Source organism: Kitasatospora herbaricolor (assembly GCF_030813695.1).
Taxonomy (GTDB): domain Bacteria; phylum Actinomycetota; class Actinomycetes; order Streptomycetales; family Streptomycetaceae; genus Kitasatospora; species Kitasatospora herbaricolor.
In genome coordinates, this window is the sequence record NZ_JAUSVA010000002.1 from 8408342 (window position 1) to 8425479 (window position 17138).

Below are 17138 nucleotides of genomic sequence, written 5' to 3' on the forward strand. Positions count from 1 at the left end.
ACACCACCGGCCCCACCCGGGGCCGCCCCGGCCGTGCGGATCCGCCGGCGGGACCAGCGAGGTGCCGAGGGCACCGAAAGGGGAACGGCGACCATGACCACCGAGCAGGCGGAGACGACCGCCGGCAGTGCCTGGGCCGGATTCAAGGGCGGCCTGTGGCGCGACGCGATCGACGTGCGCGACTTCATCCAGCACAACTACACCCCGTACGACGGCGACGGGGGCTTCCTGACCGGCCCCACCGAGCGCACCTCTTCGGTCTGGAGGAAGATCACCGACAGGTTCCCCGAGGAGCGGGCCAAGGGCGTGTACGACGTCGCCCACGACATCCCCTCCACCATCACCGCGCACGCCCCCGGCTGGATCGACCGGGACCGCGAACTGATCGTCGGCCTGCAGACCGATGCCCCGCTGAAGCGCGCCATCATGCCCAACGGCGGCTGGCGGATGGTGGCCGGAGCCCTGGAGACCTACGGCTACCCGGTCTCCGCCGAACTGGCGACCGTCTTCACCACGTACCGCAAGACCCACAACGCGGGCGTCTTCGACGCCTACACCCCCGACATCCTGGCCGCCCGCCGGGCCGGGATCATCACCGGGCTCCCCGATGCCTACGGTCGCGGCCGGATCATCGGCGACTACCGCCGCGTCGCGCTCTACGGCGTGGACCGGCTGATCACCGCGAAGCGGGCGGAGAAGGCGGAGCTGGACGCCGCGCCGGCCGACCCGGGCCGGTTGGAGGCCGTCATCCGGGACCGTGAGGAACTCGCCGAGCAGATCAGGGCCCTGCAGGAACTCAAGGAGATGGCCTGCGCCTACGGCTACGACGTCTCCGGCCCGGCGCGGACCGGTCGGGAGGCCGTCCAGTGGCTGTACTTCGCCTACCTGGCGGCGGTGAAGGAGCAGAACGGTGCGGCCATGTCGCTCGGCCGCACCTCCACCTTCCTCGACGTCTACCTCCAACGGGACATCACCGAGGGCCGGCTGACCGAGAGCGGCGCCCAGGAACTGGTCGACGACTTCGTCATCAAGCTTCGGATCGTCCGCTTCCTGCGCACCCCCGAGTACGACCAGTTGTTCTCGGGCGACCCGACCTGGGTCACCGAGTCGATCGGCGGCATCGGCCAGGACGGGCGCCCGCTGGTCACCCGCACCTCCTTCCGCTACCTGCAGACCCTGTACAACCTCGGCCCGGCGCCCGAGCCGAACATGACCGTCTTCTGGTCGCCGCGACTCCCGCGTGGATTCAAGGAGTTCTGCGCAAAGGCGTCGATCGACACCTCCAGCATCCAGTACGAGTCGGACGAGCTGATGCGCCCGCGGACCGGCGACGACACCGCCATCGCCTGCTGCGTGTCGGCGATGGCGGTGGGCCGGCAGATGCAGTTCTTCGGCGCCCGGGTCAACCTCGCCAAGACCCTGCTGTACGCGATCAACGGCGGCCGGGACGAGATGTCCGGGGCCCAGGTCGGCCCGGACACCGGTGCGCTCACCTCGGAGGTGCTCGACCACGAGGAGGTGCTGGAGAAGCTCGACCGGCAGATGGACTGGCTGGCCGAGACGTACGTCCACGCCCTCAACGTGATCCACTACATGCACGACAGGTACGCGTACGAGCGCCTGGAGATGGCGCTGCACGACCGCGACGTGCGCAGGACGATGGCCTGCGGGATCGCCGGTCTCTCCGTCGCGGCCGACTCCCTCGCCGCCATCCGGTACGCGAGGGTCGCCCCGGTGCGGGACGCGACGGGCCTGGCCACCGACTACCGGATCGACGGCGAATACCCCGCCTACGGAAACAACGACGACCGTGCGGACTCGATCGCGGTCGACCTGGTCGAGCGGTTCATGGCGAAGGTCCGCAGGCACCCCACGTACCGGGGGGCCGAACACACCCAGTCCGTCCTGACCATCACCTCCAACGTCGTCTACGGCAAGAAGACCGGAAACACCCCCGACGGGCGCCGGTCCGGCGAACCCTTCTCCCCGGGGGCCAACCCGATGAACGGCAGGGACCGGCACGGCTACGTGACCAGCGCTCTCTCGGTCGCCAAGTTGCCGTACGAGCACGCCCAGGACGGCATCTCGCTGACCAACACCGTCACCCCCGAGGCGCTCGGCCGCACCCCGCAGGAACGGATCGCCAACCTGGCGGGCGTCCTGGACGGTTTCACGACGGTGGGCGGATTCCACATGAACGTCAACGTGCTCGACCGCGTCACCCTGCTGGACGCCATGGAGCACCCGGAGAAGTACCCGCAGCTGACGATCCGGGTCAGCGGCTACGCCGTCAACTTCGTCCGGCTGACCCGCGAGCAGCAGCTCGACGTGGTCAACCGCACCTTCCACGGCTCGCTGTAGCCGGCCCAGGAGGACTCCCCATGGCTGTCACGCTCGGCACCGCAGTCCCGGTCGGGCCGCCTCCGGCCCGCACCGGCTCGGTGCACTCCTGGGACGTGTCCACCGGCGTGGACGGCCCCGGCACCCGGTTCGTGGTCTTTTTGGCCGGGTGCCCGCTGACCTGCCTCTACTGTCACAACCCCGACACCTGGCGGATGCCGGACGGCACCCGCACCGGCGTCGACGCCGTGGTCACCGAGGCCAGGCGGCACGCCGCCTTCATCCACGCGGCCGGCGGCGGGGCGACCCTCACCGGCGGCGAACCGCTGCTCCAACCCGCCTTCTGCGCCGAACTGTTCCACCGCTTCAAGCACGAGCTCGGGCTGCACACGGCGCTGGACACCTCCGGCTTCCTCGGCGCCCGCGCGGGTGACGGGCTGCTGGCCGACGTCGACCTCGTCCTGCTCGACGTCAAGTCCTGGGATCGCGACCTCTACCTGCGCCTCACCGGACAGCACCTGGAACCCACACTGGACTTCGCCCGCCGGCTGGCCGACCTCGGCAAGGAGGTGTGGGTCCGGTTCGTGCTCGTCCCCGGGCTGACCGACGGGCCGGCGAACGTCGAGGGCGTCGCGGGCTTCGCCGCCTCGCTCGGCAACGTCGCACGGGTGGACGTCCTGCCCTTCCACAACCTGGGCTCCGCGAAGTACCGGGCCCGGGGGAGGCCGTTCCCGCTCGAAGGCACCCCGGCGCCGAACGCTGAACAACTGGAAGCAGCCCGGTCGGTGTTCGCCGACCACGGCCTGCACGCGGTGTGACGCGGGGGCGCCGTGCACCGTCCTCCGAGCCCCGCCGCTCCCGCGGCCCGAGGGCGCGTCCGGCCGGGGGCCGTGCGGCCCCCGGCGGGTGGTCAGGCCAGTGAGGCTCCCCACGCCGCGGCCCGCTCGCGCTCGCCCGGGCGCAGCGGGCCGCCGGTGCTCTCCACCACGAATCCCTCCGGGGCGGCCACCAGGTCGTAGTGGTGGTGGGTCAGCCTGCGGGCGATCCCGTGGGCGGCTCCGCCGCTGATCAGCATGTCCGCACGGGTGTCGAAAGCAGCACCGCGGGCGCCCGGCCGGGGCTCGGGGAGCGACCGGAACCAGGTCCGCAGCCCGGGGCCCGGGTCGGATCCCGGGCCGTGCGTCCCCGGCTCGTTCCCCGCGGGTGTCCCGGCGGCGAGCCGAGCCATCCTGCGGGTCGGCCCGGAACTCATCCCGTACACGTGGGTGGGCCCGCCGACCACCAGGAGATCCGCCCTGCCGGTCACCTCAGGTCCCGCCCCGGCCACCGGGACGCAACGCACCACGGCGTCGGGCCGGGCGCCCCGCAGACCTTCCGCGATCGCCTCGGCAACGGTCCGGGTGTTGCCGTACACACTCTCGTACACGATCACTGCCTGCACGACCGCTCACCTCTCCGGAAGTCGGTTCGGAACGTCGACCGCCGCGCGCAGCCGTCGCGGCGGCGGCGTCAGCGGTGGGCGACGACGCGGCAGGGAGCGTGCTGGGTCGCGGGTCTGCGCCACCGCTCCTTCCGCGTGTCCTCCGCCGGTCAGCTGCCGGTGCCACGCACCACGACGACGGGGCAGGGCGCGTGTTCCACACAGTGCCGGCTGACCGAGCCGAGCAGGGTCCCGGTGAATCCGCCCAGCCCCCTGCTGCCGACCACCAGGAGGTGCGCTCCACGGGCGGCCCGCAGCAGGACGTCCGCCGGGTGGCCGCACTCGGTGCGCTGTCGGACGGGGGGCCGGGCGGGGGCCTGCTCCTGCTTCACGGTGTCGGCCAGAGCCAGCCGGGCCGCCTCCTCGATCTCGGGCCCCGGGACGGAAAGCCCCCAGCCGCTCATCGGTGGGTAGTCCCAGGCAGCGACGGCTTCGACCGAGGCGTCCTCCAGCCGTGCCTGTCCCTGGGCCCAGCGGAGCGCCGCCCGGGAGGAGGGCGATCCGTCGACGCCGACGACGATGACGGGGTGCGTGTTCTCAGACGTGGTTCCCATGGCGGACCTCCGTGCTCCGGTGGTGCTTCGGGTGGGTGGTGGGGGACATCTGCTCGGGTACCGAGCTCGTCCGGTCGGTGACCGACACGACGCCGTCCACCGACCGGCACAGGCGCAGCACGACCGGCACGAGGTACGGGGGCTCTATCGTGCCGCTCAGCACGACCCGGCCCTGCGCGACCTCCACACCGACGGCTGCCGGGCTCACCCCCTCCACGTGGCTGAGCACCTCCTCGACGACGTCCTGCCTGATGGCCCGGTCGTCCCGGAGGAACACCTTGAGGAGGTCGCCGCGGCTCACCAGGCCGGCGAGCCGGCCCTCCTCGTCCACCACCGGCAGCCTTTTGATGTGCCGCCCGGACATCAGGCGGGCAGCGGCCACCACGGTGGATCCGGGTTCGACGCAGACGGCCGGGCTGGTCATCAACTGCTGGGCGGTGTCCGCCCCGGCCGTTCCCGGCTCCTCGGCCGGCGGCGGTCGCAGGCCGCCGGGGTCCTCCTGGGCGGACTGGGTGCGCAGGAGATCCGCCTCCGAGACGATGCCGACCGGCCGGTCGTCCTCGTCCACGACCGGCACGGCGGTGATGCCGTGCTCCTGGAGAAGCTCGACGATCGCACGGAATCCCGTCGCCGGTGCGACGCGGACGACATCGCGGGTCATTACGTCCCGGACGGTGCGGTGCGTCAGCACGACGACTCCCCGCGGGCAGCGGCGGCCCGGTGGTCCGTCAGGTCGAGGGTCTCGTCGACCGGGCGGCGTGGTGTGGCGGGTCCGGGCGGGCCGTAGCCGAGACGCAGGACGAGTTGGACGTGGCCGACCCCCTCGGCCGGGTCCCGCAGGCCCCACCGGGTGTCGGGCCACTCGACGGCCTGGTGCAGGACGGACGCGCGCAGGCCGTGGACCGTCGCCAGCAGCCAGACGTGCTGCATGGCCTGGCCGGCGCGGAGCCAGTCGGCGGGTGTGTCGCCGTGAGTGGTGAGGAGGGCCAGCTGGGGCAGCGCTTCGAAGCGTTCGGGCGGCGTCGTGGGTTGCGTCCGGCCGGTGAAGCCGCGCATGGGCACCCGGGCGTCGTGGTCCTGCGGGCCCAGCGCCGCCGCGGGTATCCCGTCGGCGGCGGGTTCCTCCAGCCGCAACCAGCTGCGGGTCTCGGCCGTGCGCGCCAGGTCGGCGCCGGTGCGGCGCTCGGCGTCGCGGGTCAGGGCGAGCACACGGCGCACCCCGTCCTCCTCCAGGGGGGACAGCACCGCGCCTTCGCCGAGGGCGGCCGTCGTCAGCTCGCCGAGGACGGCCTCGGGCACGTCCCGGTTGATGAACGGCCGGCGGCTGGAGTGGCGGTGCCGGATCGCCTCGTAGAGGTCCGGCCCGGGCGGCGGCGCCGACGGCGCGGGGCGGGCGAGACCGACCACGGCGGCCAGGTCCGCTTCGGCCGGATCGGGGAGCAGCCGCACCTCCGGGTCCCGTCCGAGCCGCGGTGCGGCGACCCGCAGGTTGAACAGCGCCGCGCCCACCGAGATGTGCAGCGCCCGGCCGTCCGGGTCGGTCAGCGGCACGGCCCGTGCGCGGTCGAGATGGACCCGTAGGCCGGACGAGTCGGCTGTGGGTGCGAAGCGCCACGGCTGGCTGTTGTGCAGCGAGGGCGCCGCGCCGGCGGCGGAGGCCAGGAACCGCAGCTGGGCCACGGTCAGTGCTGGGTCGTTCATGGTGGACCGCTCCCTGGTGCGACTCACTTCGTCAACGGTGGGCGGCCGGCCCGGCGTCATCCGCGGAGGCCGGGGTCGAAGGCCGCGGTGTCGCTCTCGCCCGCGCGCAACAACTGGTGACCGAGGTCGACCAGGGCCCGCCCCGCCGCGAACTCGTCGCCGATCTCCGGGACGTCCGGGTCCTTCGGGCTGCGCCGTGCGGTGGCTCGGCTGCGGAGGGTGTTGTCACCGGTGTCGAGGACGGCGTGCACGGTGGTGAGGTCGCCCTCCTCGAACAACTGCAGGTGCAGCGTCCACTGTTTGGTCCGGTGCTGATCGATGCTGCCGGTGACGGTCATGGCCGGGACATCCTTCCGGTCGCTCCTGCGGACCGGTTGCGGGGCGTCGACACCCGTCTCCTCGTCCGGTCCCGCCTTTCATCCTGCTCCGCGTCCGGAACGCGGGCATGGGCCCTCCGGCCCTGAAAGGCCGCCGGACGGCCCCGGGCCGGGCCGGGGGAGATCCGCTGATCATCCGGCGCCGCCACGGAGCACGACGACCGGGCACGGCGCGTACTGCGCGCAGTACTGGCTCACCGACCCCAGCAGGGCGGCGCCGAAGCCGCCGCGGCCCCGGCTGCCCACCACGAGCAGGTCGGCTCCCCGTGAGCGCGCGACCAGCACCTCGGCGGCGTTCCCCGGCAGGGCCGTCGTGCGGACCTCCTCCGGCCGGACCCCGCCGAAGGTACGGGCGACCACCTGGTCCAGCACCTTCCCGGCGGCGTGGCCGAGCTCCCGATCCACCGACGTCGGCGCCCGCTCGTACACCGTCGGCGAGGTCCAGCAGATCACCGCGTCGACCGGATCACCGGTCAGGCGTGCCTGGGTGACGGCCCACCGCAGGGCCTGTTCGGAGGAGGGGGAGCCGTCCACGCCGACCACGGTCCGCTGCCCCACCGGTTCCACCCTGCGCATCGCCATACCTCGTTCTCGGCCCGGGCCGCCCGCCGGCCGTGGCGGTCACGGGACCTCAGGCGGTCGGGGCGGTGGCCCCGGCAGGCGATGCCGTCGAGGGATGCTCGATGGCCTGGTGGACGGAGACCACCCCGTCGACCGACGCGCAGAGGCGCTCGACGACGGGGACCAGGCCCGGCTCCTCCACCCGCCCGGCCAGGGTCACCACACCGTCCCGGACGGTGACCCGTACGGCGCCGGGAGCGAGGTGCAGGGTCCGGTCGAGGATGTCGCGGGCGATCTCCTCACGGATGGCCGTGTCGTGCCGGAGGAAGAGCCGCAGGAGGTCGGAGCGGCTGACGATGCCGGTGAGCCGCCCGGTCTCGTCGACGACCGGGAGGCGTTTGATCCCTTCGCGGTCCATGGTCCGGGCGGCCTCGACGATGCTCCACCCGGGGCGCGCGCAGACCGCCGGGCTGGTCATCAGGCCCTCCGCGGTCTCGGCCGCGGTGGCGCCGCTGTCGCGGGAGTCCGTCGGGCGGCCGACGGAGTGGCCCTGCGGGTCGGGGAGGCGTGCCTGCGTGCGCAGCAGGTCCGCCTCCGAGACGATCCCGAGCGGTTGGTCCCGGTCGTCGACGACCGGGACGGCGGCGATGCCGTTGCGCTCGAAGAGCTCGGCGATCTCCTTGAAAGGGGTGCCGGGCCGTGCGGTGACGACTCCGGGGGTCATCACGTCGCGGACGGTGCGGTGCTGCATGGTCCTCACTCCTTCTCCGGGGTCCTCCTGCACTCACACTGTCCGCCTGCCGGGTCCCCCCGGACAGGGCCGTTCGGGCCCTGTCCGGCCGGCCGGCGGGCACCGAACGGCCCTGTCCGGGCAGGGCTCAGCGGTCGCGGACCCCGTGGTGGCACCGCGCGACCTGCTTCGTGATCTGCTCCGCAAGGTGGGCCACTGCCACCTCGACCGGGTCCGACAGACCCATTCCCGGGGAGCAGTCGGCTCCCTCCACCGCGTAGACGACCAGGCGGCGCGGCAGGCGGTCCAGTTCGCGGGCCAGTTCCACGGCGTCGCCGAGGCCCAGCCCGTGGGAGCTGGTCGCGCGGTCGGCCGCCGCGATCCGCCCGCCGTCCATCACGAGGCGGTGCACCCGGCCGGGCTGCCCGGGGTGGGTGTGGGCGGCGTCCACGACGATCGCGAGGTCCGCGCCGTCCCAGTGGGAGATGAGCCGCGCGGGGTCGCCGTCGCACACCACGAGCGAGGTCCGGCCCGGCAACGGGCGCGTTCGGGCGCGTTCCGCCAGCCGGGCGACGACGGCCCAGCCGGCACCGTCGTCACGGCGGTACTCGTTGCCGACACCGATGACGGTGACGCGGGGGGTGCTGTCCACATCTCCTGTTGTCCCCGCCCGGGGTGTTCCCGAGCCGTGTCGGGACTCGGCGAGGCCCGCACGAGGCCGGCAGAGAGCCACCTGGAGCACACCGGACCGGTCTTCCCCTGCCCCGGGGCGCCTCCTTCCCCATACTTGGGGAAGCGGGGGCATCTGCCTGGGAGGTTGAGTGGCGACGGACGCCGGCGGCTCCGCGGTGATCGACAAGGACGGCCTGGACGCCTTGGTCGCGGTCCTCGCCGGCCGTGGCCGCACGGTCATCGGCCCGACCGTGCGGGACGGGGCGATCGTGCTGGCGGAACTCGGCTCGGGTGCGGACCTGCCCTACGGGTGGGGGGTCGAACTGGAGGCCGGGACGTACCGGCTGCGGGCCCGCGGGGACGGCGCCGCCTTCGCGCACAGCGCGGGGCCGCAGTCCTGGAAGACCTTCCTGCATCCGCCCCGGGTACGCGAATGGAGCGCCGACCGCGGCGCCGACGGCGACCTCGTGGTCACCGAGGACACCGGCACACCTCCTTCGTACGCCTTTCTCGGGGTGCGCCCCTGTGACCTGCGGGCCATCGCGATCCAGGACCGGGTCCTCACCGGGGGCAGGCACGCCGACGAGGCCTACCGCGGGCGCCGGGAGCGGGCCTTCCTGGTGGCGGTGGAGTGCACCGAGCCGGGCGCCACCTGCTTCTGCGTGTCGATGGGAACCGGCCCCGCCGCGGGTCCCGGCTTCGACCTGGCCCTGACCGAGGTGCTGGACGCGGAAGGCCACCGCTTCCTGGTGCGTGCGGGGAGTGAAGAGGGCGAGTCGGTGCTGGCCGCGCTTCCCCGGAGCCCGGCCGACCCCGCGACCCGGCAGGCGGCCCACGAGCGCGTGGCCGAGGCGGCGGACCGGATGGGCCGCAGCATGCCGCCGGTGGACCTGCGGACCCTGATGCGCGAGACCCTCACGGCCGATCGCTGGGACGACGTCGCGGCCCGCTGCCTGACCTGCGGCAACTGCACCATGGTCTGCCCGACCTGCTTCTGCACCAGCACCGAGGACGTCACGGACCTGACCGGCGACCACGCCGAGCGCTGGCGGCACTGGGAGTCGTGCTTCGACCTCGACTTCTCCCACCTCGCGAGCGGCTCCGTCCGGGAGTCGCCGCGCAGCCGCTACCGCCAGTGGGCCACCCACAAACTCGGTACCTGGTTCGACCAGTTCGGCAGCTCGGGCTGCGTCGGCTGCGGGCGCTGCATCGTCTGGTGCCCGGTCGGCATCGACATCACCGAGGAGGCTCACGCGCTCCACCGGGAGCGGGAGCGGGAGCGGGAGAGCCGGGCCGGCCGCCCGACGGGTCCGGAGAGCCCGACATGACCACCTCGCAGCACGGCTTCCTCGGCGCCCTGGCGCCCGCCCACCGGGACCTGCTGGCCGCGTTCGCCCACGAGGTCGAGATCCCCGCGGGCGCCCGGATCTTCGAGGAGGGCGGGTCCGCGGACCGGTTCTGGATCATCCGCTCGGGGGGCGCGGCGCTGGACGTCCACGTCCCGGGCGGGCCGCCGCCCGTCGTGGAGACCCTCGGCGAAGGTGATCTTCTCGGCTGGTCCTGGCTCTTCGAGCCCTACCGGTGGCACCTGGGTGCTCAGGCCCGTGGCACACTGCTGGCCGTCGAGTTCGACGCGGCGCGCGTCCGTGCGGCGTGCGGGCAGGACCCCGCGTTCGGCCTGGCGGTGACCGGCGCCGTCGCAGCGGTGATCGCCCGTCGGCTGAAGGCCACCCGCACCCGCCTGCTCGACCTCTACGGGCCGCCCGGCACCGGGGCCGACGGAGGCGGACGATGACGCCGCCCGGTGCGGTCGCGCGCTCCGCCGCCCTTCCGGTTCCCTACCGGGTGGCCTTCCGCGCGGCCGAGGCGCCCGGCATCGCCACGATCGTGCTGGAGCCCGTCCGATCGGCCCTGCCGCTCTTCGTACCCGGGCAGTTCGCCATGGTGTACGCGTTCGGTGTCGGTGACATCCCGCTGTCGGTGAGCGGGATCGACGGCGACCGGCTGACGCACACCGTCCGCAGCGTCGGCGCGGTCTCGGCCGCCCTGCACGGGCTGGAGGCCGGTGCCACGGTCGGCGTGCGTGGCCCGTTCGGCACGGGCTGGGGTCTCCCCGCCGCGGCCGGGCGCGACCTGCTGGTGGTCGCGGGCGGCATCGGTCTGGCACCGCTGCGTCCACTGGTGCGCGCCGCTCTCGCCGCACCGGGGGAGTACGGGCGGCTGAACGTCCTGATCGGTTCCCGCACGCCGCGGGACCTGCTCTACCTCCCCGAGACCCGCGAATGGGCGCCGCGGGCCCGCGTGCTGGTCACCGTCGACCGGCCCGACGAGCGATGGCGCGGTGACGTCGGTGTCGTCACCGCCCTGCTCGACCGCGCCGCCTTCGCCCCGGGGACGGTGGCGGCCTTCGTCTGCGGCCCCGAGCCGATGATCCGCGCCACCGCGGCGGAACTGGTGCACCGCGGCGCCGACCCCGGCCGGATCATGGTCTCGCTGGAGCGGACCATGCACTGCGCCACCGGCCACTGCGGGCACTGCCAACTCGGGCCGCTCCTGCTGTGCCGCGACGGCCCCGTGGTCAGTTGGACGACAGCCGAGCCACTCCTTCTGGTAAGGGAGTTGTGAGATGAATGCCGAGCCCCGCCGGCGCCCCAGGCTCGCGGTCTGGAAGTTCGCCTCCTGCGACGGCTGCCAGCTCACCCTGCTGGACTGCGAGGACGAACTGCTCGGCCTCGCCGAGCAGGTGGAGATCGCGCACTTCCTGGAGGCCTCCAGCGCGAGCGCGCCGGGCCCCTACGACCTGTCCCTGGTCGAGGGCTCGGTGACCACCGCGCAGGACGTCGAGCGGGTCCACCACATCCGCGCCGTCTCCCGGCGCCTGGTGACCATCGGAGCCTGCGCCACCGCCGGCGGCGTCCAGGCGCTGCGCAACTACGCCGACGTGGCCGAGTTCCAGGCCGCCGTCTACGCCCGGCCCGACTACGTCGCGACGCTCGCCACCTCGACCCCGATCAGCGCCCACGTCCCCGTCGACTTCGAACTGCGCGGCTGCCCCGTCGACCGCCGCCAGCTCCTGGAGGTCATCACCGCCCACCTGGCCGGGCGCCGACCGGCCGTCCCCGCGCACAGCGTCTGCTTCGAGTGCAAGCAGCGCGGCACGGTCTGTGTGACGGTCGCCCACGGCACCCCTTGCCTCGGCCCGGTCACCCATGCCGGCTGCGGCGCCGTCTGCCCGACCTTCGGGCGCGGCTGCTACGGCTGCTTCGGCCCCAGCGACTCCACCAACTTCCCGGCTTTCGTCCCGCTGCTGCGCCGCGACGGGATGGACACCCTCGACGTGGTGCGGGTCCTGCGCACCTTCAACACCGCCGCGCCCGAGTTCGACGCGGCCTCCCGCAAGGAGCTGGAACGGTGACCCATCGCGGCTCCAGGGTGCTGCACGTCGGATCGCTCTCCCGGGTCGAGGGCGAGGGCTCCCTCCACCTGCGGATCCGGGGCGAGGAGGTCGCCGAGGCGCGGCTCGCCATCTTCGAACCCCCGCGGTTCTTCGAGGCCTTCCTGCGCGGACGCTCCTACACCGAACCGCCCGACATCACCTCCCGGATCTGCGGGATCTGCCCGGTCGCCTACCAGCTGAGCGCCTGCCGCGCCATCGAGGACGCCTGCGGTGTCACCGTGGACGGCCAACTGGCCGCCCTGCGCCGGTTGATGTACTGCGGCGAATGGATCGAGAGCCACACCCTGCACGTCCACCTGCTCCACGCACCCGACTTCCACGGCTGCGCGAACGTCGTCGAACTGGCCCGGTCCAGGCGGGCCGACGTCGAGCGAGGACTGCGCCTCAAGCAGGCGGGGAACGCGATCATCGAGCTGCTCGGCGGCCGGGCCGTCCACCCGGTCAACGTCCGCCTGGGCGGCTTCCACCGGGTGCCCAGCAGGTCCGAACTGCGCCCGCTGGAGGAACAGTTGCGCCGGGCCCGCGAGGACGCCGCGCTCACCGTGCGCTGGGTGGCCGGCTTCGACTTCCCCGAGGCCGGGTGCGACCACGACCTGCTCGCCCTGGCCGAGCCGGACCGCTACGCCGTCGAATCGGGCACACCGACCGTCATGCCCGCTCCGCACACCGCCGGACTGCCCGCCACCAGCCGGCGAGCCCTGCCCACCCGCACCTTCGGCGTCCGCGAGTTCGGAGACCACGTCGTCGAGCGCCAGGTCCCGCACTCCACCGCCCTGCACGCCCGGCTCGACGGCCGCCGCCACCTGACCGGCCCGCTCGCCCGGTACGCGATCAGCGGACGCCTGCTGTCCCCGATCGCCCTCCAGGCGGCCCAGGACGCCGGGCTCGGCGACCCCCGGCAGGGTGTCGTCTGCCGCAACCCCTACCGCAGCATCGTCGTCCGGGCGGTCGAGGTGCTGCACGCCGTCGACGAGGCGCTGCGCCTCATCGACGCCTACGAACCCCCGCCACGCCCGTACGTCGACGTACCGCCACGCGCCGGTACCGGCCACGGGGCGACCGAGGCGCCACGTGGCCTGCTCCACCACCGATACACCCTCGACGCCGAAGGAACCGTCACCGACGCCGTCCTGGTGCCGCCGACCGCGCAGAACCAGGACGCGATCGAGGAGGACCTCCGCCGCACCGTGCAGGAACACCTGCGGTCGGGGGAGCCCACCGACGCCGAGCTGACCGCGCTGTGCGAACGGGCCGTCCGCAACCACGATCCGTGCATCTCCTGCTCCACCCACTTCCTCGACCTCACCGTCGACCGGGCCGCGCACAGCGACTGACCGTCCCGCGCCCGGGCCCGCCTGCCTCGTCAGGGCGGCCGGCGCCCGTGCTCGGCGGCCACCTGACGGGCATGGGAGACGATGTCCTTCGCTGCCTCCTCGCTGACGCCGAGCGCGTGGTGGAGCCGGTGCGCGCTCCAGCCGTGGCGTGCCAGCAGGACGGCGACCGGGTGATGGGCCGAAGCCGTGACGGGGGTGTGCGCCGGAGCTGCGGTTGTGCCCGCGGGCTTCGCGGCAGCGGCCGGGCGGCGGCGCACCAGAGCCCTCCGCAGCTCGTCCGCGCCCCAGACGACGAAGGGGAACGGTGCCACGAACGCCAGTTGCGCGGGGCTGAGCGCCGCCGTTCCGAACACGTGGTGCAGCAGGGGGAGGTAGACGATCGTGGCGGCGAAGGCGAGCGAGAAGCCGATGCCCACCAGCAGCTGCCGGTTGCTCAGGACACCGATGGAGCGCAGCGAGGCGCGCTCGGTCCGGGCGGCGAAGGCGGTGCCGATCTGGCAGGCGACGATGCCGAGCCAGGTGACGGTGGTGGCCTGCCGGTACGTCAGGTGCAGGGCGGTGCCGGGGCCGGTCGGGTCGCCGGGGTGCCAGCCGCCCAGGGTCAGGGTGAGCAGGAAGCCGCCCATCACCAGGCAGGCCGAGACCAGGCCGAGGAAGCCCCAGGCCCGTGCCAGCATGGAGCGTTGGATCACCTTCTCGTCCCGCCGGCGCGGGGGGCGGTCCATCAGGCCGGGTTCGGCGCGTTCACGGCCCAGCGCGAGTGCGGGGAGGGTGTCGGTGCCCAGGTCGACGGCCAGGATCTGCATCACCGTGAGGGCAGCGGAATCGTGCCGCCCGCGAGGGCGAAGACCAGGAACGGCACCACCTCGGGGACGGCGTGGGCGAAGATGTAGACGATGAACTTACGGATGTTGTCGTACGTCCGCCGGCCCGCCTCGACGGCCGCGACGATGGTGGCGAAGTTGTCGTCGGTGAGCACCATGGTGGCCGACTCGCGGGCGACGTCGGTGCCGGAGCGTCCCATGGCCACGCCGATGTCGGCGCGCCGCAGGGCGGGTGCGTCGTTCACCCCGTCGCCGGTCATCGCGACCGTGTGGCCCTCGGCGCGCAGCGCGTCCGCGATCCGCAGTTTGGCCTCGGGGGAGGTGCGGGCGAAGATCACCTCCTCGCCGCGGGCGAGCAGCGTGTCCAGCTCCCGCTCGCCCATGGCCGTCAGTTCGGTTCCGGTGACGATCCGGGATCCGCCACGGCCGATACCCACCTGGCCGGCGATCGCGGCGGCGGTCATGCCGTTGTCGCCGGTGACGACGTGGACGGTGATCCCGGCGCGATGGGCGAGGGTGATCGCGCCGGCGACCTCGGGCCGGGCCGGGTCGGCCATCGCGATCAGGCCGATGAGGCACAGGTGCCGCTCGGCGTCCTCGCGCCGGCCGGGGGGTGCCTGGCCGGGTGGCAGCGGCCGTCGGGCCACGCCGAGCACCCGCAGTCCCCGGGCTGCCAGGTCGCCGACGGCGCTGACCACCCCGCTCCGGTCGGCCGGGGTGAGGGGCCGCTGCGAACCCTCGTCGAGGAGGCGGTCGGCGCGGGCGAGGACCTCCTCGGGCGCGCCCTTGGTGTGCAGGACGACCGTGCCGTCCTCGGAGTCCGCCGTCGTCATCAGTTTGATCCGGGGATCGAAGCGGAACATCGCCCGCCGGTCGGTGTCGCGTCGCTCGGGCGGGCACGCCACGCCGAGCCGTTCGGCCAGGTCGAGCAGCGCAAGCTCGGTGGGGTCGCCATGACCGGCCTCCGGGCGGGCCGTCGTGCAGGCCGCCGCGGAGGCCGCCAGCAGCCGGACCTCCGGCGGTGCAGGCACCGGGACGTCTACGGCGCATTGGCCGCCCGGCGTCCAGACGGCCGTGGCGAGCATCCGGTTCTCGGTCAGGGTCCCCGTCTTGTCGGTACAGACGACCGTGGTCGAACCGAGGGTCTCGACGGCGGAGAGGCGCTTGACCACTGCCCCACGCCTGGCGAGGTCCCGGACACCGGAGGCGAGCGACAGGGTGATTGTAGGGAGCAGTCCCTCGGGTACGTTGGCGACCAGCAGGCCGATCGCGAAGCTCACCGCGGCGGCGAGTGACAGGCCCGCGGCGAGGCCGACCGGCAGGAAGGTGAACCCCACCCCGATCGCCACCAGTGCGATCAGCCGCGCGGCCCGCTTGACCTGGCGTTCCAGCGGGCTCTCCTCACGCCGGGTGCGCTGGCTCAGCGCGGCGATCCTGCCCAGCTCGGTGTGCATCCCGGTGGCGGTGACCACGGCCTGCGCCTGGCCGCCGGTGCAGGACGTTCCGGAGAACAGCAGGTCGCGCGCGTCCAGCAGGGAACCCTCGACGTCCACCAGCTCCGCGGAGCGGAAAACCGGCGCCGACTCACCGGTCAACGCCGACAGGTCGACCTCCACGCCTCCGGACAGCAGCCGGGCGTCGGCGGAGATCCGCTCGCCCTCCTCGACCACCAGCACGTCGCCGGGGACGAGCGACGTGGCCGGTACTTCCCGTCGCACCCGGTCGCGGATCACGGTCGCCAGTTCCGGGAGGAAGGCGGCCAGCGCCTCCACGGCCTTCTCGGCCTGCTGTTCCTGCGCGAAGGCGAGCGCGGCGTTCAGCAGGATCACGGCCGCGATCGCCACCGCGAGGGCCGGCGCCCCGCTGACGGCGGCGAGGACCGCCGCGAGCGCCAGCAGCAGGGCGAGCGGGTGGGTGAACTGCTGTGCGAGTTCCCGGGGCCGGCGTCGTCCGCCGCGCGCGGTCAGCGTGTTGGGACCGTACACGGCCTGGCGGCGGTCCGCCTCGCGATCCGGCAGGCCCTGCGCCGAGGTGCGTAGGTCCCGGAAGAGGAGGGCGATCGGTTCACGCGGGTCCGGCGCGTCCCCGCCGTCCGGCGGTCGGTCCGTGGACTGCCGCAGGGTGCCGGGGCTGTCGATCCTCATCCGCGCGGTTCGGCGGCCGGCCGGGGCACCGTGACGACCGGGCAGTGGGCGTGGTGCAGCAGGCCGTGCGGCACGGAGCCCAGGCGCATGCCGGTGAATCCGCCGCGTCCGCGGCGCCCCACCACGACGGCCAGCGCGTGCTCCGAGGCCTTGGCCAGCTCCTCCACAGGGTGGCCGTGGATCACTTCATGGGTCAGCTTCACGTCGGGGTACCTGCCGGAGCGGCCGGCGGTGGTCTCGGTCAGCAGTCGCCTGGGCTCCTGGTCGGCCAGGAGTCCGTCGGTCCGGCCGAAGGGCTGTGACTGCCTCACCCGGACGGCACGCAGGGCGGCGCCGCGTCGGGCCGCCAGGTCGAAGGCGAGGTCGACCGCGGCGGCCGACGAAGGGCTGCCGTCCACGCCGACCACCAGGTAGGGCGGGTCCTGGGTGATGTGCTCGGGCTCGCGTACGACCACCACCGGGCAGGTGGCCTGCGCGCTGACCGGGACGGCCACCGAGGAGGAGCTGAGGAACTCCTCGGCGCGGCTGAGCCGGAGCGAGCCGAGTACGACGAGTTCCGCCCCTGCCGACGCCAGGCACAGGACCTGGCCAGGGTTTCCGTCCACCAGGGTGGTGGCCAGCTCCAGCCGGGGGTGGCGTTCGCCCGCAAGGGCCGCGGCCTTGTCGAGCGCCTGACGACCGTCGGAGCGAAGCTCCTCGTGGTAGCGCTTCTCGAGGCCGCGCCGGTCGGAGCCCGGTTGCGGCACGGCGCGGACCATCAGCAGGGGCAGTCGACGGCGGTCCGCCTCGTCGGCGGCCCATGAGGTGGCGAGCAGACCGTGGCCTCCCGCGTCCACGCCGAGGACGATCGGGCGGCGTGCGCCGGCGGGTGCCATGGCTCCTCCACAGGGGATCGGGGGCTCGCCGAGTTCCGGGCCCTGCTCGTACCGTAGGCACGGCCTGCGCCGAGGGGCAGGGCCGACCG

The 17138-nt window shown here is 73.7% G+C and carries 18 protein-coding genes; 7 read left to right on the forward strand and 11 right to left on the reverse strand.

All coding sequences use genetic code 11. From position 1 onward, the window contains the following. Nucleotides 1–93: 93 nt before the first annotated feature. Complete coding sequence (gene pflB / locus J2S46_RS36420) at nt 94–2361, forward strand: formate C-acetyltransferase (protein WP_191292859.1); 2268 nt, start codon at nt 94–96, stop codon at nt 2359–2361. A 20-nt stretch (nt 2362–2381) separates the two neighbouring features. Next, nucleotides 2382–3158 carry a pyruvate formate-lyase-activating protein gene (pflA, locus tag J2S46_RS36425; protein WP_191292860.1) on the forward strand — a complete coding sequence of 259 codons (777 nt, stop codon included), beginning with the start codon at nt 2382–2384 and terminating at the stop codon, nt 3156–3158. A 92-nt stretch (nt 3159–3250) separates the two neighbouring features. On the opposite strand, the gene J2S46_RS36430 is transcribed toward pflA, so the two are convergent. From J2S46_RS36430 to J2S46_RS36465, 8 genes are all read right to left on the reverse strand, one after another. Further along, nucleotides 3251–3781: a flavodoxin family protein gene (locus J2S46_RS36430; protein WP_191292861.1), complete on the reverse strand. Its 531-nt coding sequence runs from the start codon at nt 3779–3781 to the stop codon at nt 3251–3253. A gap of 149 nt (nt 3782–3930) precedes the next feature. Next, the gene (locus tag J2S46_RS36435) at nt 3931–4374 is read right to left on the reverse strand and encodes a universal stress protein (RefSeq protein WP_191292862.1); all 444 of its coding nucleotides are present in this window, start codon (nt 4372–4374) and stop codon (nt 3931–3933) included. Further along, nucleotides 4358–5065, reverse strand: coding sequence for a CBS domain-containing protein (locus J2S46_RS36440; protein ID WP_307352438.1), 708 nt, complete (start codon nt 5063–5065; stop codon nt 4358–4360). Before J2S46_RS36440 ends, J2S46_RS36435 begins: the two co-directional genes overlap by 17 nt. Further along, nucleotides 5059–6075 carry an Acg family FMN-binding oxidoreductase gene (locus J2S46_RS36445; RefSeq protein WP_191292863.1) on the reverse strand — a complete coding sequence of 339 codons (1017 nt, stop codon included), beginning with the start codon at nt 6073–6075 and terminating at the stop codon, nt 5059–5061. The genes J2S46_RS36440 and J2S46_RS36445 overlap by 7 nt, the downstream gene beginning before the upstream one ends. A gap of 56 nt (nt 6076–6131) precedes the next feature. Further along, nucleotides 6132–6413, reverse strand: a complete 282-nt coding sequence (locus J2S46_RS36450; protein WP_191292864.1) for a DUF1876 domain-containing protein — start codon at nt 6411–6413, stop codon at nt 6132–6134. A 171-nt stretch (nt 6414–6584) separates the two neighbouring features. After that, nucleotides 6585–7028, reverse strand: coding sequence for a universal stress protein (locus J2S46_RS36455; protein WP_229913161.1), 444 nt, complete (start codon nt 7026–7028; stop codon nt 6585–6587). Nucleotides 7029–7083: 55 nt separating this feature from the next. After that, a complete protein-coding gene (locus J2S46_RS36460; protein ID WP_191292866.1) occupies nt 7084–7764 on the reverse strand; it encodes a CBS domain-containing protein in 681 nt (226 codons plus the stop codon). A gap of 127 nt (nt 7765–7891) precedes the next feature. Beyond that, the gene (locus J2S46_RS36465; RefSeq protein WP_229913162.1) at nt 7892–8395 is read right to left on the reverse strand and encodes a hydrogenase maturation protease; all 504 of its coding nucleotides are present in this window, start codon (nt 8393–8395) and stop codon (nt 7892–7894) included. A 169-nt stretch (nt 8396–8564) separates the two neighbouring features. On the opposite strand from J2S46_RS36465, the gene J2S46_RS36470 reads away from it, so the two are divergent. From J2S46_RS36470 to J2S46_RS36490, 5 genes are read left to right on the forward strand one after another with little or no spacing between them, the layout of a single operon-like run. After that, nucleotides 8565–9743 (forward strand): 4Fe-4S dicluster domain-containing protein, encoded by a 1179-nt coding sequence (locus J2S46_RS36470; RefSeq protein WP_229913163.1) that lies wholly within the window; start codon nt 8565–8567, stop codon nt 9741–9743. After that, the gene (locus J2S46_RS36475) at nt 9740–10210 is read left to right on the forward strand and encodes a cyclic nucleotide-binding domain-containing protein (protein WP_191292868.1); all 471 of its coding nucleotides are present in this window, start codon (nt 9740–9742) and stop codon (nt 10208–10210) included. The genes J2S46_RS36470 and J2S46_RS36475 overlap by 4 nt, the downstream gene beginning before the upstream one ends. After that, nucleotides 10207–11040 (forward strand): FAD/NAD(P)-binding protein, encoded by an 834-nt coding sequence (locus tag J2S46_RS36480; protein WP_191292869.1) that lies wholly within the window; start codon nt 10207–10209, stop codon nt 11038–11040. Before J2S46_RS36475 ends, J2S46_RS36480 begins: the two co-directional genes overlap by 4 nt. 1 nt (nt 11041) lies before the next feature. Further along, nucleotides 11042–11830 (forward strand): NADH-quinone oxidoreductase subunit B family protein, encoded by a 789-nt coding sequence (locus J2S46_RS36485; protein ID WP_191292870.1) that lies wholly within the window; start codon nt 11042–11044, stop codon nt 11828–11830. Next, on the forward strand, nt 11827–13206 hold the full coding sequence (locus J2S46_RS36490) for a Ni/Fe hydrogenase subunit alpha (protein WP_191292871.1): 1380 nt from the start codon (nt 11827–11829) through the stop codon (nt 13204–13206). The genes J2S46_RS36485 and J2S46_RS36490 overlap by 4 nt, the downstream gene beginning before the upstream one ends. 29 nt (nt 13207–13235) lie before the next feature. Here J2S46_RS36490 and J2S46_RS36495 read toward each other — a convergent pair whose 3' ends face one another. The 3 genes from J2S46_RS36495 to J2S46_RS36505 are packed head-to-tail and all read right to left on the reverse strand — an operon-like array spanning nt 13236 to nt 17049. Further along, on the reverse strand, nt 13236–14012 hold the full coding sequence (locus J2S46_RS36495) for a cation transporting ATPase C-terminal domain-containing protein (protein WP_229913164.1): 777 nt from the start codon (nt 14010–14012) through the stop codon (nt 13236–13238). Further along, a complete protein-coding gene (locus J2S46_RS36500) occupies nt 14012–16174 on the reverse strand; it encodes a cation-translocating P-type ATPase (RefSeq protein WP_229913165.1) in 2163 nt (720 codons plus the stop codon). The genes J2S46_RS36495 and J2S46_RS36500 overlap by 1 nt, the downstream gene beginning before the upstream one ends. Beyond that, entirely contained in the window at nt 16171–17049 is an 879-nt protein-coding gene (locus J2S46_RS36505) for a universal stress protein (protein ID WP_191292872.1), read from the reverse strand. Before J2S46_RS36505 ends, J2S46_RS36500 begins: the two co-directional genes overlap by 4 nt. Nucleotides 17050–17138: the final 89 nt, after the last annotated feature.